The organism is Rhodospirillum sp. A1_3_36 (assembly GCF_047263945.1).
Taxonomy (GTDB): domain Bacteria; phylum Pseudomonadota; class Alphaproteobacteria; order Rhodospirillales; family Rhodospirillaceae; genus Rhodospirillum.
The window spans coordinates 62,097-78,221 of the sequence record NZ_JBLAVB010000004.1; the positions used below are offsets into that span (position 1 = coordinate 62,097).

Sequence of the window (16,125 nt, forward strand, 5' to 3'; positions counted from 1 at the left end):
GGCTTACAGACGCACAATCTTGCCGGGGTTCATGATGTCGTCGGGGTCGAGCGCCCGCTTGATCCGCCGCATCAGGTCCAGGGCCTCACCGTGTTCCTCCTCCAGATAGGCGATCTTGCCGGTTCCGACCCCATGCTCGCCGGTACAGGTGCCATCCATGGCCAAGGCCCGGGCCACCACCCTCTCGTTGATGGCTCGGGCTTCCTCCAGGCTCGCCGGGTCGTTCGGATCAATGAGCACCAGGACGTGAAAATTCCCGTCCCCCACATGGCCGACGATGGTGGTAAACGAGGGAGAGGATTTCAGATCCTCCTCAGTCTCGGTGATGCATTCGGCCAGACGGGAAATGGGCACACAGACATCGGAGCTGACCCCCTTGTGTCCCGGTCGCATAGCGAGGGCGGCGTAGTAGGCCGTGTGCCGGGCGTTCCACAGGCGATCCCGGTCCTCCTGGGTTTCCGCCCATTGGAAATCAGAGCCTCCGAACTCACCGGCAATGTCCTGAACCATGTCCACCTGTTCGGCCACATGACCCGGCGTCCCGTGGAACTCAAAGAACAGGGTCGGCGCCACCTTGTTGTTGAGCTTGCTGTAGCGGTTGACCGCATCGATCTGGGCGGCGTTGAGCAGCTCCACCCGGGCAATGGGAATGCCCGTCTGGATGATCATGATCACCGTATCCACCGCCGCGCGCACATCCGGGAAGGGGCAGACCGCCGACGCGATCTTCTCCGGAATACCGTGGAGGCGCAGGGTCACTTCCACCACCACGCCCAAGGTCCCCTCGGATCCCACGAACAGCCGCGTCAGGTCATACCCGGCGGAAGATTTCCGCGCCCGCCGTCCGGTCCGCACCACCCGGCCTTCGGGGGTAACAACGGTCAGGGAAAGGACATTTTCCCGCATGGTGCCATAACGGACCGCATTGGTGCCCGAGGCCCGGGTGGCGGCCATGCCACCGATGGAGGCATCCGCCCCCGGATCGATGGGAAAGAACAGTCCGGTGTCGCGCAGATATTCATTCAACTGCTTGCGGGTGACCCCGGGTTGAACGCTGACATCCATGTCGTCGGTCCGGACCTCCAGCACCTTGTTCATACCCGAAACGTCAATACAGACTCCCCCCCGCACGGCCGTCACATGGCCTTCCAGCGAGGTTCCCGTGCCAAAGGGGATGACAGGCACCTTATGGGCGGCGCAGGCTTTGACCAGAGCGACCACCTCTTCGGTGGATTGGACGAAGGCCACCGCGTCGGGGGGCATGGGCTCGTGGTAGCTCTCATCCCGTCCATGCTGTTCGCGAACCGCAGCCGCAGTCGACAGGCGGTCCCCCAGCAGGGCACGCAGCTCGGCCATCAGAGAGTCCGGCAGGGCACATTCGACGAGGGGAGTGGGTGCGGTGGACATGGGTATTTCCTTGACGGTTTTCATATTTCATAAGGTGCAGAGCCCCGGTAGCCCAACAAGGCCGGTCGGTCGCCAGAGCTATCTCAATATCAAGTAGGAGCCACCGCACGGGCCGAGAGGACGGTGCCTCCTATCCCCTATTCCAAGGGAGCAACCAAATCGACGACTTGGGGCTCGTGGCCACAACTCTCAATAAACCTGAGCAGATCCCCATTGGAGATGGTGACCGTCGCCGTATTCTCCAGGGGATGATAGTTGAGAATCGGCTGCTCCATCATCCAGGCATCCAGCACCACCTTGACCCGAAGCTCCCGGTCATTGATCAGCGCAAAGGGCGTCACCGAACCCGGCGTGACCCCCAAGACCTCCTCCAGCAGCTCGGCCTTGCCAAAGGACAGGCGCTTTGACCCGATGCGTTTGTGGAGGCTTTTCATCTCCACATCCCGATCATGGGGACAGACCACCAGCCAAAGCTGGCCCTTGGCATCTTTCATGAACAGGTTCTTGCTATGGACCCCAGGGATATGATCGCAGACGGCCTGGGCCTCTTCGACGGTGAAGACCGCAGGGTGCTCCTCCGTGACCACCGAAATTCCCAGGTCATCCAATCGAGAAAACAAGTCAGCGCGGCTTGCCTTGGGCATGGCGATCCTCCGGGTGGGTCAAGGACAAACAAGGTCCCCATGCATAACCGGCCCGGGACGGAAGCTCAAGCCGCCTTCACCCCATCAAGGAACCCGCGCACAGTCTCCGACAGAGAACGGGATTGCGCGCCCAAATCCCCGGCAGAGGCCAGCACCTGGGCGGCTGCGGCGCCGGTTTCGGTTGCCGCCTGGGCGACCCCCTCGATGGTGTCGCCCACTTGCATGGTGCCCCGACTGGCCTCCTGCACATTACGCGAGATCTCCTGAGTCGCTGCGTTCTGCTCTTCCACTGCTGCGGCAATGGCGTCGGCCACCTCGCTGACTTCCTCGATCACCGCCAGGATCTCGCCAATCGCCTCGACCGAGGAGCGGGTGCGGGTCTGCACATCGAAGATCTGCTTGGCAATGTCATCCGTCGCCCGAGCGGTCTGGTTGGCAAGGCTTTTCACCTCATTGGCCACCACCGCGAAGCCCTTGCCCGCATCCCCGGCCCGGGCGGCCTCAATGGTTGCGTTAAGCGCCAACAGGTTGGTCTGGCTGGCAATGTCGGTAATCAAGCCCACCACCTGACCAATGCGATCTGCGGCGTCGGCCAGCCCCTGAACCTCCGTTGAGGTGCTCCTGGCCTGCTCAGTCGCGCGTGCGGCGATCTCGCTGGAATGATGGGCTTGGCGTCCGATTTCCGAAATGGAGGAGGAGAGTTCCTCCGTCGCTGCGGCCACCCCTTCCACGCTGGAGCTGGCATCCCCCGAAGCCGCCGCAACCGTGGCTGCGCGCCCATTGGTTTCTTCGGAAATGCTGGTCATCCGCTCTGCCGTGTCCTGGAGCTGGCTCGTTGCCGTCGCCAATTGATCGAGAACACCTCGCACCGATCCCTCGAACTGGCCGGTCAGTTCCTCCATCCGCCGGGACCGGGCCTCCCGCGCGGCGCGGCGCCTTTCCTGCTCCTGGGATAAATCTTCAGCGCGGCGCATATTGTCGCGGAAGACCACCATTGCCTGGGCCATCTCGCCGACCTCGTCGCCGTGGTCCGTGGCGGGAATATCCACGCCCAAGTCCCTGTCTGCCAAACGCTTCATAGCCAGGGTCATGGCCCGCACCGGCCCGGCAATCCCCTTGCCGATCATCAGGGCCGCAAGGACACCGAAGGACACCGCGCCGATCAGGATCACCACCGCCACCAGGGTTGATTGCTGCACCGCACCAAGCACACCATCACCCAGATGCCCCTGGTTGGTCACGGCCTCGGCCATCAAGGCTTCCGTCTCCGAAACCAACTGCGTGCTCGTTTCGGCCATCACGCCCTGCCGCAGGGTCTGCTGGGCATAGATGGCCTCCGCCTCCTCGGTGAAGGTCATTCGGTACCGATCCAGATCGGACAGGGCGGTCTCCGCCGTGCTCTTCACGTCCCCCTTGAGTTGGGAGATGAGGAACGTCATATTGCGTGTAAACGCGTCCATTTTATCAAGCGCCGTAGCTTCGCTCTCCTTGTCCGGCTTCATCTGGAACTGCTTCACCGCCAGCCGAGCGGACATCAGGTCTTCCAAGGCGGTTCCGGCCGTATAGGCCAAGGTCGCATCCCCCGTGGCCTCGGCCCCCTTCATGACCTCGCGTAGGGAGTCGGACATCCCATCGCCAATCGTACCGAGGAAGACTTCCAGTCCCTCGCGCATTTGCTGCTTTTCAACAATACCTGCGAAGCCTTTGTAGTAGGCCTCCACTCCGGACATCAATCCATCCAGCCTCTTGGTCAGGACCGTGTTGTCTGCGGCCTCCGCCTCACGCTTCATGCTACCGATTAATTGAACCAGGGTTCCATAGTGACCATTGGCCCGTTCCGATGCCCCCTTGTCTCCAGTCAAAGCATAGGTCAACGCTTCCCGCTCACCCAGCAGCACTTCCGTTTGAATTTCACCGGCGCTCTTGGTTTGGTTGGACAGTCCGACCAACGTGGCCACGTCGGCCCCAATGACGTGAAAGGCAATGACCGAAGGGATCCCAAGCACCAGGATCAGCCCCATCATCACTGCGAAGCCGCCACCGATCTTCTGCGCAATGCGGACATTCTTCAAGCCCATCTCTTTACCTCTCCTTTTGCGCCCGTCCCTCAGGGTCCAAGAGCATGCGCCGCTTTCCGCAGTCGTCAATTCTGAACTTATCAGGTGAGGAACACGGCAGGAAAGTCAACGCCACAGCGTAGGCCTAAGGGAGTGACATGAAACCTACGGCCTATCCCACAGCCAACTCGATGAGACCCATTCCTAAAAAAGGACTGTCTACCAAGGCCATAGCCCCTTCCTCCCTGGCTCCCACCTCCCTCGAACACCCACGCTCACAGTGTCACTGTTGGCGTGATCACGGAAAGGTGACCGCAGACGGATCGGAGCAGAAACAAAGATGCCCTTGCACTCCGCCTCGGAACCTGGAGGATGGAGGGATCTCGCCCCTGGAATCGGACCCTTCGCGCCATGCCGCATATGTTCCTCAACCGACCCCGTGTCTATGCCCCTGGGGATCACCCCCTGAATTCTGAAAAACACGCAACTTGGGAGACCATCAATGCGGTCTGCTACTTGATTGGGGGGGTGATCTTTATGCTGGGGTCGATTGGATTCTTTCCGGCCCTGTCCCCTTATCAGGACCTGGGGGCTTGGCTGTTCGTGCTGGGAAGCCTGCTCTACCTGCTGGTTTCGGGCCATGACCTGATGGAGGTCATCCGCAACAATCAGGTCTGGCAGAACCGGATGGAGGGCTTCGCCCTGGAGCTTTTCGCTGCCCTGCTCTATGGGACGGGAAGCCTCCTCTTCATCCTGGGGAGCCTGTTTTTCCTCAGTTGGGTCGACATGGCTCAGGCCGGGGCTTGGTGCTTCATTGTCGGAAGCCTGCTCTTCGTCGTCGGTGCGGGGATCAACGTGTTGCGCATCCTCGACGCCCGCTCACCCCAACGGCTGCAGCTGATGAACCTGACGGCCATCACCTTCATCGTGGGGTCGGTCCTCTTCGCCGTGGCCAGCGTCCCCTACCTCTGGACCCTGACCAATGGCCGGGACAAGTGGACCCTGTTCACCTATCTCGTCTGGCTGTACGAGGCCGGAAGCATTCTCTTTCTGGTCGGCGGCATCTTCAACGCATGGCGGGCGGCGTTGGTGATGCGCGATCAGGTGGGGAAAGGCGACACCGAACCGAATCCCGCACCAAACACAGCTGCTTAGAGTGAAACTGGAGATGTTTTCCACAGTACACGACAGTGTTTCGTCTTTTTTGGGCGATAGCTCAAACCCATTTGGGGGCGATGCCCCCAAACCCCATTTTTCTTTTAAAAATAACAGCCTGGGGTCTGGGGCCTTTCGGCCCCGGCGGGGGGGGACGGGCTATAAAAGACACTGTCATGTACCGTGGCCGCACAGTCGCCCAGCTTGATCTCGGAGCACTCTAGCCCCCTTCCAACTCGAATGCATTCGCTTGGCGCCAGGTTCCTTTGCCTGCCAGCTTGGCCTCATACATGGCCTGATCGGCGGCCCGCAAAACCGCCTCGGACTCACCGGACCACCCCAGGCCACCGAACAAGGCAATGCCGATGGAGACGCCGACCTTCCCCGTTGCATCCTTCAGCGGAATGGGCTCCACGAGGCAATCCAACAGCTTTTCCGCCACGGCCCCCGCATTCAGCGCAGCCTCCTCTCCGCCTTCAATCAGAATGGCGAACTCGTCGCCCCCCAGGCGGGCAAGCATATCCTCATCCCGGAGACAGGCCTTCATGCGGTGGGCGGCCTCCACCAGCACCATGTCCCCGGCCTCATGGCCCAAGCTATCATTGATCTGCTTGAACCCATCCAGGTCCAGATACAACAACGCACTCACCGCCGCCCCCCGGCGAGCCCGCTGAACGATGCGGCCCAAGTGCTCCATGAAGCGGCGGCGGTTGGCCAGTCCGGTCAATGCGTCGTGGTTGGCGATCTGGTTCAGGCGTTCCAAAGCGACGTGGCGGCGCTCGGTCTCCGTGTTGAACTTGTCGAGCACCGCGTTATAGAAGACGGCGATATGGGCCGCATCGGTCTCCGCATCGACCGTGACGGCCCGGGAAAAATCCCCCTGCCGAGCCTGACTGTCCATTTGGGTAATCAGGTCCAGCAAGGCCGTCGTCGCGCCATGTTCGGCCACGTTCAAACCAATGCGTTCGGCCTCGGCAGAGACCCGCAGGGGCAAAACCCGATTGATGCCCCAAAGCAACGCGTAGCCAACGCCGAAGGAAAACAAGCCCGAAACGGCAACGCCCAGGACCTGAATGGACAATTGGTGCCAACGGGTCACATCGGGACCGAAGGCGTCCAGCGGAGCAAACAGGGCCACAGCGACGGTCCCCCAGGCTCCGGCCACCAGATGGGCAGGGACCGCACCGATGACATCATCGATTTCCCGCTGCTCCAACCAATGCATGGACAGCACGCAGAGGATTCCAGCGACGAACCCCACGGCCATGGCATCCAGGCCGGAAATCACATCGCAGCCGGCACAGGACGCCACCAGTCCGGCGATGACGCCATTGACGATGCGGTCGACCTGGGGCCGTTTCCAGACCAACCAGGACAGCATCAAACCAGCCAATCCGCCGGTCGCCCCTGCCACAGCCGTATTGGCAATAATCTCGGGCACCCGGGTATCGATCGCGTAGGTGGAGCCTCCGTTAAAACCAAAGAAACCGAACCACAGCAGGAACACCCCCAGCGTGGACATGGGAAGGTTATGGCCTTCGATAGGGCGGCCCAGGGGCCCGAAGCGACCAATGCGCGGACCGATGATCAAAATCGCGGCCAGGGCCAGCCAACCACCGACGGAATGGACCACGGTGGATCCGGCAAAATCATGGAAGCCCAATTGGCCCAGCCAGCCCCATGCCTCGCCCTTGTCCCCTCCGGCCCAGATCCAATGACCGACGATGGGGTAGACAAGCCCGGCGATGATCACCGTGGTGATCATATAGCCGACGAAGCTCATGCGCTCGGCCACGGCGCCTGAAATGATGGTTGCCGCCGTCCCGGCGAACATGACCTGGAAGATGAAGAAACTGATATGAACCGCCTCACCGGAGTCCGACAGCGGAAAATAGGGCTTTCCCACCCAACCGTCCAACGGCCCCCAGCTTGGTCCGAACATCAAGCCAAAGCCAATGACCGTGAACAAAGCGCAAGTGAGGCAAAAGTCGACGAGATTCTTGATCGCAACGTTGATGGAGTTCTTCTCGCGGACCATGCCACTTTCCAGACAAGCGAAACCCGCCTGCATGAGGGCGACCAGAAACCCGCACATGAGCACCCAAAGAACGTCCGCATCAAGTGCTTGAGATTCCATTTCTTAATACCCCAAAATATCGCTGCGTGTATTTTAAGGTGAATACACGGTATTTCACGAACTATACATGGATTGAAGAATTGCACGAATCCAGAAAAGGGATCAATGCATAGATGACGCACCTGCTAAATATGGCAAATTCTTACAAAATACCCTCCTTTGGGCTCATTTTGGTATTTCTTCCCTACACTCCATAGACAATTGGACAGAGAAGAGGGCTCTGCTATCCTTATGGAGCTTGCAGGTTAAAAAGAGGACTCCGTCAACAGGGGCACCGAAACACGGGCGAAGGATCATTCAGACATGGGCGTCCGAGGTTTGGAGTGTATCTCTGGTGAATAGTCGGCCCCCACCGGAACGGCCCCCGCGGTCCTTGCCGCTCCATCCCTGGCTCGGCGGGCTGAGGGTCCGTCTTGCGGCCCTGATGGCCTGCGTTGCTGCGGCGATTCTGGTGTTCATCCTGCTTTACTGGGGTCCAAACGCGGAGTCCCGATCCGAAGCCCGGCAGGTGCAAGCCATACGAACCAACGTGGAAATCCTCGCCGACAGCCTGGTTCCGCCTATGCAGCAAATCCAGGTCGCGACCATTCATAAAAGTCTGGACCACCACATCAAGAACCATCCAGACTGGATTGCCATCGAACTCCATGACCGGAACGATCGGCGCCTGTACCCCCTGACGGATCCCCCTGCGAAAATTCGGGCAGAGGGAACACGCCGAACCGTCCAAACCATCCTTTTTGAGGGGCGTGTGCTCGGGCGCATCACCCTCTACTTCGACATGGAGGACCGTCTGACCGAGCTGCGGTCGGAAAACCGGAGGTTGGCGCTCATCGTCCTGGCGGTGTTTTCGGCCGCCGTGGTGGCCATCGTCCTGAGCCTGGAAGTGGTCGTCATCCGCCCTGTCAACAGCTTGGCCCGGGCGGTCGACAAGCTTTCTGCTGGCGACTATCACGCGCAGTTGCCACGGGTCGGTCGCGACGAAATTGGACATCTCATTGAGGGTTTCCAGTCCATGCGCGACGCCATCAGCCGCAACGAAGCGGCCCTCAAAGCAAAGGAAATCCAGCTCCGGGAACTGTCCCACGCCGTGGAGCAAAGTCCCATCACAGTCCTGATCACGGACGTGACTGGCGCCATCTGCTATGTCAACCCGGCCTTCGAGACAACCACGGGCTATTCGCGCGAGGAGGTCCTGGGTCGCAATCCCAAGATTCTGAAATCACCCAATGCCCCGTCCGAAGACATGGAGACCATGTGGGCGACCATTAAAGAAGGACGGAACTGGCTCGGGGAAATCATCAACCGAACAAAGGATGGTCGGGACTACACCCTATACAGCCACGTCTTTCCCTTAAAAAACGAGCGGGACGAGATCATCCGCTATCTGGCCTTCCAAGAGGACATCACCCGCCGCAAGGAGGAAGAGGCCGCGCTCCACCAAGCCAAAGAGGAGGCCGAAGCTGCTACCCAGGTGAAGTCTGAATTCCTGGCCACCATGAGTCACGAAATTCGCACCCCCATGAATGGCGTGATCGGCATGGCCGGGCTCCTCCTGGATACCAAGCTCACCCGCGAGCAGGAGCATTTCGCCGATACGATCCGCCAGTCCGGAGAAGCCCTCTTGGGGATCATCAACGACATCCTCGATTTTTCCAAACTGGAGGCCAACCGGGTGGAACTGGAGATCAGCCCCTTTGATCTGTCCCACCTCTGCGAAAGCGCAATCGAGATCGTTGCGCCCCGGGCCCACGCCAAGGGAATCGAGATCGCCTGTTTCGTGCCACCAAAAGTCGACGGCCTGTTCGAGGGCGACCAGGGGCGGATCCGCCAAATCCTTATGAACCTTCTCAGCAACGCGGTAAAATTCACTGATCAGGGAGGGGTCACCCTGCGGGCCACATCGACCCCCGCCATGCTTGAGGATGAACATGGGAATGGGGAAGCAGCCCCCTCCGTGGCCCTCCTGCGCTTTGAGGTTCAGGACACGGGTATCGGCATTCCAGCTGAGTCCTTGGGCAAGCTGTTTGAAAGCTTTGTCCAGGTGGATGCCAGCATCTCCCGAAAGTATGGGGGCACAGGGTTGGGTTTGGCCATCTGCCGATGGCTGGTCGACATCATGGGCGGTCAGATCGGCGTGGACAGCACCCCGGGCCAAGGGAGCGTCTTCTGGTTCGAACTCCCCCTGCCCCGAAGCAGCAAATGCCGGGACAGCGAGACGAAGCGGGATACCACCCCCTTGATGGGCAAGCGGGTCCTTGTGGTCGAGGACAACCTCGTAAACCGGGAAATCTTCGAACGGATCCTCACGGCCTGGGGCCTACAAGTAACCGCCCTGGACGGAGCGGCGAAGGGCCTGAGCGAACTGCGCGCCAACGTTAAAAGCAAGAAGGCCTACGATCTGCTTCTCCTGGATTTCCAGATGCCGGACATGACAGGCGGAGATCTCCTGAGCATTTTGCGCGGCGATCCAAGCCTCGGGGACCTCCCGGTGATTATGACCTCCTCCATCTCGGAGACGGAATACCGGCGCAACCACCCGGCCACCACACCGACCGCCTTCCTGATGAAACCTGTGCGGCAATCCTCCCTGCTGGATGTCTGCATGAGCACCCTTCTCCCCCACAAGAACGGGGCAGTGCCCCATCCTGAAGATCCTGACGCGATAAATGCCCCTGCCGTGACACTTCATCGACTGCGGGTGCTGGTGGCCGAGGATAATGTGATCAATCAACAGGTGGCCATGGGCCTTATCGGCAAACTCGGGCACCGGGTCGATGTGGTGGCCAACGGCCTGGAAGCGCTTGACGCCGTCTCCAAGCGGCCTTACGACGTCGTTTTCATGGACATGCAAATGCCAGAAATGGACGGCCTGGAAGCCACCCGTGCCATCCGCACCCTGGAGGGAGATGGGGCCCAGATCCCGATCATTGCCGTGACCGCGAATGCCAATCGGGAAGACCAGGACGCCTGCATGAGAGCCGGAATGAATGGCTTCGTTTCCAAACCCGTAACCAGGGGCACCTTGACGAAGGCATTGCTTGACCTTGGTTTGGGCTGACCTCTTTGTACCAAGCGGCGCGGGTTGAAACCCACGCCGCTTGGTATTAAAGGACCTTGTGGGAAGATATGGCCTTCCCCAACTCCTCACGTCATATATGGCGATTCCGCCCGCTCGCTTTCGCTTCGTACAACGCGGCATCCGCTTTCTTGGTCAGTATGTCCACGTCTTCCCCGTCTGCCGGGTACATGGCGATTCCGATGCTCGCTCCGATTTGAATACGGTTCCCTTGGATCTCGATCGGTTTTTCCAGGGTCTCCAGAAGTTTCCCGGCAACTTTCGCCGCTGTGTCCCGATCCTGAGGATTGACCAGCAAGATGGCGAATTCATCCCCCCCAAGTCGAGCCACCATATCCGTTTCTCGGCAAGCATGCGAACTGCAATGCGCGAAAGCCTTCAGCACTTCATCCCCAACCGCATGGCCATAGGTATCGTTGATGTCTTTAAAGTGATCCAGGTCCAGCAGCAGCAAGGCCAAGTTCAGGCTTTCGCGCCTGGCCAACTTAAGGCTTTCATCGAATTTTTGATGGAACTTGTTCCGGTTGGCGACACCTGTGAGACTATCTATTGTAGACAGCACTTCCAGCAGGTCCCGGGATTTTTTGAGTTCCATGTGGTTGCGAACCCGGACTTTGACGATCGGTGGGCGGATGGGTTTGCCAATGTAATCGATGGCGCCGAGTTCCAAGCCGTAGGCTTCCCCCTGATCGTTATCCAGGGAGGTCAAAAAGATCACGGGAATATGCGCGGTCTTCGTGTCTTTCTTCAATTCCCGACAGACCTCGTAGCCACTCAACCCGGGCATCATGACATCCAGGATGACCAAATCCGGCATCTGCTCCCGGACCAGCTCCAGCGCGCGGGGTCCCTCCATGGCGAACAGAACGTCGTATTCTTCTTCCAGAATATCATTCAGGATTTCAATGTTTCCAGGATCGTCATCGGCGATCAAAACCGTTCTTTTTTCGGACATCACCCTGCCCCTCCGGACCTGCTGACTTCTTCAGCAATCTCATCAAGCGCCCGTTTTGCCGCGCTGAAATCCAGACGTTCGACGCAATCCACCAGCCTCTCCATTTTATCGGCCCCGACCTGTCCCGCCATGACCTGCGTGAACTCGGGCACTACCTTTCTCGCCTTCAAACTACTCTTCTCCAACAGGGCACCCAATTCCGCCATCATGGCTTGGACCGTCTCCGGATCAGCGGCGGACCCTGACACCGCAGTCTCGATGGCTGGCCTCTTTTGGCTATCCACAAATGCCCCGTCCATGGCCTCCAGCGAGGGCTCCAGAAGGGCCGCCAGCTCGTCGGTCAAACTGGCAGCTGCGCTCAGGTCCCGATCGGCGAAGGCCTGTTCCAAGCGACCTGCGGCCTGGGCGATCTCCTTCGCCGACAGATTGCCCGCCCCTCCCTTGAGGGTATGGGCCAGTCGCTGAGCATCTTCCACCTCGCCGCGCTCCACCATGCCTTGAAGGGTGGCTGCCAGATCCCTGTAACTCTCCTTAAAGGCCAAAAGAAGTTTTTTCAGCAGCTTCTCCTTGCCATTCAGCCGCTTCAGGGCCTCTTGAAGGTCGAAGCCTGGAAGACTCTCCGGAAGGATCGACAGCTCGGCATCTCCCCGCTCGTCCTTCTCGCCGAGGTCTTCTGGTAGCGGAACCCCGTCCTGCGGAATGGGCGTCATCCATTTGACCAGAGCATCAAACAACGCATCGGGATCAATCGGCTTATTGATATGGTCGTTCATCCCTTTGGAGATGGATTTCTCCCGCTCGCCCCGCATGGCATGGGCCGTCATGGCCAGGATCGGCAGGTCCTTGAACTCTGGATGGCTTCGGATTTCCGCTGTGGCATCATACCCATCCATCACCGGCATCTGGATGTCCATGAGCACCACACCGAACCCGATTTGGTCGCTCAAAACCGCATCCACGGCCTCCCGGCCATTGGACACAACGGTAACGACAAGCCCCTTGTCCTCAAGAAGTTCAAGGGCGACCTGTTGATTGATCTCGTTGTCCTCCGCCAGAAGGACCCGCCCGCCCCTTAGGGCTTCTATGGCCTCGTCCCCCTTCTCTTCCACCTGGGGTGCGACCGGAATATCGGAGTCTCCACGACCAAATGCATTCATGATCGTGTCAAAAAGAATGGAGGCGTTAAAAGGCTTGAGCATAAAGCCGCCCAACTCGAGATCCTCAGCCTCCCGCAACACCTCTTCCCTACCAAAGGCCGTAACCATAATGATAGTAGGCGCCTTAGACAAGCGATCATTGGCCTTAATCCGCCGCGAAGCGTCAATACCGCTCATTTCCGGCATTTTCCAATCCATGAGCACCAAATCATAGTTCGGCAGCTCCGACTCCCTCTCGACCCGTTCCAGCTCCCTCAGGGCCGCGACACCGGAGTCGACGGTTCGCACATTAAAATTCATGGCCGTCAGGTATTCAGACAGAATGTCCCGGGAAATTTCATTGTCGTCGACCACCAGAACCCATTTCCCGCGCAGATCGGGGTCCGGAAGGCGCCGTTTCCGCTCTTCCTGGACGCCAAGGCCGAATTCAGCGGTGAAATAAAAGGTGCTGCCCTCCCCTGGCGCGCTGCGCACGCCAATTTCGCCGCCCATCAATTCGACGAGTTGCTTGGAGATACTGAGGCCGAGGCCCGTGCCACCATACTTCCGGGTCGTGGAGCTGTCGGCCTGGGAAAAGGATTTGAACAGCCGCCCCTGCTGTTCCTCGGTCATGCCAATTCCCGTGTCCCGCACTTCGAACTGAAGGACCACTGAATTACGGCCGTCTCCCGTCATATGGACCGAGAGGACGACAGCACCGCTCTCAGTGAATTTCACCGCGTTACCGCACAGATTGATCAGAACTTGGGTGAGCCGCAAAGGGTCACCCAAAAGGCTTTGGGGAATGTTCGGCGGACAGGAGACAACGAATTCCAATCCCTTTTCGTCGGTCTTGGAGACGACGATGGAAGACACATTGTCCAAGACCTTCTCCAGATTGAAACTCACCCGCTCAATCTCGAGCTTTCCCGCCTCAATCTTGGAAAAATCTAGAATATCATTAATAATCCCCAGAAGATTATTCGATGCTCCACCGATCTTGACCAGATAATCCCGTTGCCGCGGGCTCAAATCCGTTTTCAGGGCCAAATGGCTCAAGCCGACGATCGCGTTCATGGGAGTGCGAATTTCGTGACTCATATTCGCCAGGAAATCGCCCCGCGCCTTATTGGCCTTATCGGCCTCGTCCCGCGCCTGTGACAGAGCCGTTTCACGCCTCGCAATCTCATCGACAAAATAGCTGAACGTCCGGGCCATGTCGGAGATCTCATCCCGCCCCCCCAGGGGGATGGGCGTTGCCCTTCCCTTGGCCCGGTCGTTCATGCATTGTTGCAACGAGATCACCCGAGAGACCACATGGCGGCGGAGGTAGAAAATCACCACAGCCGCCCCCAGAGCGGATGCGATAACAATCCCGCTCAACATGCGAGACAGCCGATCAAGCTGTTTTCCCAGGGCCGTTCGATCCGCAGAGATTTCCTCTTCGATCTCCCTGAAGATCGCCGATGCGCCCGACACGAGGCGAACCGTCAACACATGGTTCAGGCGCAGCTTGCCCTTTAAGGCAGCAGCGACCTCCAGTTGGTCCCGCTTGACAGAAAAAACACCGTTTGGTCCCACAGCCACCCGGTCTACGTCCGCAAAAAGCCCGGAAACATCCGCCGCCAACGCGTCGGGGGGCAGGGCCGCAACCACGGTTTCAATGCCCTGGCTCTCTTCCCGCAGTTTCTCTTCCAAGACCTGCAATGTCCCAGGGCGTCTTTGGGTTAACGCCGAAAAAATGATGTGGTCGATACGCCGAAGGGCGTCCTCTATCCGTTGGCCATCCTGGCCCAGGGTCCGTAATTCCCCGCGTCGTGCGCCCTGTCTCCGAATAACATCCGAAAAAGACTCGGTCAGCGACTGCTCCCGCTGGTCCAAGGCAACCCTCTGTTCCACCAAAGCGACAACACCAGACAGATTCTCCCTCATCTTGGAAACACGGTTGCCCAGTTCGATGAGCTCCGCCTCAGGCAATCCCGTGCGTCGGGTATTTTCAAAGGCATCCGTAAGAACCTGAAGCTGGTCCGTCATCTCCCGCACACTCTGCCGCAGGTCTGCGGGCTGCCTGGCGGTGGAAATGCGCGGGGCGGTGGCGGCGATGGCCTCAACCCGCTGGACCAGACGTGCCACTGCATCGAGCCGGACCATTTTGACATTGACGATATTATCGAAATCCGCCCGAACCTGGCCCTGCCCCCACAAAGCAAGAGCCGCCGCGCAAATCGACAACAACGCCAAAACAATCAGGCCGGAGGTAATCCGGCCTGCGACGCCAAACCGATGGGACTTGGAAGAGGTCATGGTGTTGTTCTATCCCCTCACCGTATGGGAGGCGACCAGATCAAACCACCTTTGGTCCAAAGGTTATTGATCCCGCGCTCGACATGCAGGGTTTTCTTGATGGTGCGGTCATAGATTTCCCCATAGTTCCCCATGGCGGCCAGGGCCCGGGCGGCGAAGGCCTCATCCAGCCCGAGCAACGCCCCCACAGACCCCTCACGGCCCAAAAGGCGGCGAACCTCGGGATTATTGGAGGTTTTCATCTGCTCCACGTTTTTGGAGGTCACTCCCAACTCTTCTGCGGAAATAAGGGCGTTGATGATCCAACGCACGGTATCGCTCCATTGGACGTCGTCACTGCGCACCACCGCCGACAAGGGCTCCTTGCTGATGCGATCGGGCAGGATGACGTGATCCTCCGGGTTTGGAGCCAGAAACAACCAGCTGGACGCCAGAGACATCACATCGGTGGTGACGGACTCGCACTGGTGCTCGAAAAAGGCATTAAAGGCCCCCTCCACCGTCGCGAAGGGTTTGACCGTCCAGTTCATGCCGTGGGACGTGTCATAATCGCGGACATTGGCCACGGAGGTCGTATGATCCTCAACACAGATCGTACCGCCCTTCAGATCGACAAGGCTTTTCGCCCCCGACACCTTATGGACCAAAAACCCCTGCCCATCGAACAGATACAGGGGCATGAAGGTCAATCCATCAACGTCCCGGCTCAAGGTCCAGGTTGCAGAACTCATCAAGACGTCGAAGTCTCCGTCGCGGAGAGCCGAAAACCGATCATCGGTTCCGACAACAACGAATTCCACCGCCTCGGGATCCCCAAGAATCGCAGCCGCAGTTGCCCGACAGAAGTCCGTGTAGAACCCGACCCACCGTCCCGTCTCGTCGATATTGGAAAACGCCGGGCCAATTTCCTGAACGCCACAGCGCAGCACCCCAGCATCCTTGACCGAGTCCAATGTCGACGCCGCCGCGCCACCTTTTTCCAAACACAGGAAGGACAAGGACAAGGACAAGACCAGAGCCAAGACCTGACCCAAACGTGCCAAAGCCAATTTCACACTCATAGCGTTCTATCCGTACCACCCAAAACCCGAAAACAAACCAATAGCGCTACACTATAGTCGATACAGGAGGGTCATACATATAGATAAAAATGCCCAGACAGTGAATCTATTTGAACGGCGGAGCCGTGCATTTGATCACCCGGGAAAGCCCCTTTGAGGGACATCCCAAACCAACAACTCAAAACCCCAC

Annotated in this window: 9 protein-coding genes; 2 read left to right on the top strand and 7 right to left on the bottom strand. The window is 59.0% G+C overall.

The features are described from left to right. Window positions 1–3 precede the first annotated feature (3 nt). From ACLIRY_RS10855 to ACLIRY_RS10865, 3 genes are all read right to left on the bottom strand, one after another. Window positions 4–1,407 (bottom strand): FAD-linked oxidase C-terminal domain-containing protein, encoded by a 1,404-nt coding sequence (locus ACLIRY_RS10855; RefSeq protein ID WP_413205410.1) that lies wholly within the window; start codon window positions 1,405–1,407, stop codon window positions 4–6. Window positions 1,408–1,544: 137 nt separating this feature from the next. Further along, on the bottom strand, window positions 1,545–2,051 hold the full coding sequence (locus tag ACLIRY_RS10860; RefSeq protein WP_413205411.1) for a prolyl-tRNA synthetase associated domain-containing protein: 507 nt from the start codon (window positions 2,049–2,051) through the stop codon (window positions 1,545–1,547). Between the two features lie 65 nt (window positions 2,052–2,116). Beyond that, window positions 2,117–4,129: a methyl-accepting chemotaxis protein gene (locus ACLIRY_RS10865; protein WP_413205412.1), complete on the bottom strand. Its 2,013-nt coding sequence runs from the start codon at window positions 4,127–4,129 to the stop codon at window positions 2,117–2,119. Between the two features lie 351 nt (window positions 4,130–4,480). Between ACLIRY_RS10865 and ACLIRY_RS10870 the strand changes: the two genes are divergently transcribed. Next, a complete protein-coding gene (locus ACLIRY_RS10870; protein ID WP_413205413.1) occupies window positions 4,481–5,263 on the top strand; it encodes a YrhK family protein in 783 nt (260 codons plus the stop codon). Between the two features lie 220 nt (window positions 5,264–5,483). Here the strand turns inward: ACLIRY_RS10870 and amt are convergent, their stop codons facing one another. Further along, window positions 5,484–7,400, bottom strand: a complete 1,917-nt coding sequence (amt, locus tag ACLIRY_RS10875) for an ammonium transporter (RefSeq protein ID WP_413205414.1) — start codon at window positions 7,398–7,400, stop codon at window positions 5,484–5,486. A 373-nt stretch (window positions 7,401–7,773) separates the two neighbouring features. Between amt and ACLIRY_RS10880 the strand changes: the two genes are divergently transcribed. Next, window positions 7,774–10,461, top strand: coding sequence for a response regulator (locus ACLIRY_RS10880; protein ID WP_413205415.1), 2,688 nt, complete (start codon window positions 7,774–7,776; stop codon window positions 10,459–10,461). Between the two features lie 91 nt (window positions 10,462–10,552). On the opposite strand, the gene ACLIRY_RS10885 is transcribed toward ACLIRY_RS10880, so the two are convergent. Genes ACLIRY_RS10885 through ACLIRY_RS10895 form a run of 3 tightly spaced genes read right to left on the bottom strand, consistent with a single transcriptional unit; the run spans window position 10,553 to window position 15,935 of the window. Next, the gene (locus tag ACLIRY_RS10885; protein WP_413205416.1) at window positions 10,553–11,434 is read right to left on the bottom strand and encodes a diguanylate cyclase domain-containing protein; all 882 of its coding nucleotides are present in this window, start codon (window positions 11,432–11,434) and stop codon (window positions 10,553–10,555) included. Next, window positions 11,434–14,874 (bottom strand): response regulator, encoded by a 3,441-nt coding sequence (locus ACLIRY_RS10890; protein ID WP_413205417.1) that lies wholly within the window; start codon window positions 14,872–14,874, stop codon window positions 11,434–11,436. The genes ACLIRY_RS10885 and ACLIRY_RS10890 overlap by 1 nt, the downstream gene beginning before the upstream one ends. 17 nt (window positions 14,875–14,891) lie before the next feature. Further along, window positions 14,892–15,935 carry an amino acid ABC transporter substrate-binding protein gene (locus ACLIRY_RS10895; protein WP_413205418.1) on the bottom strand — a complete coding sequence of 348 codons (1,044 nt, stop codon included), beginning with the start codon at window positions 15,933–15,935 and terminating at the stop codon, window positions 14,892–14,894. Between the last annotated feature and the right edge of the window lie 190 nt (window positions 15,936–16,125).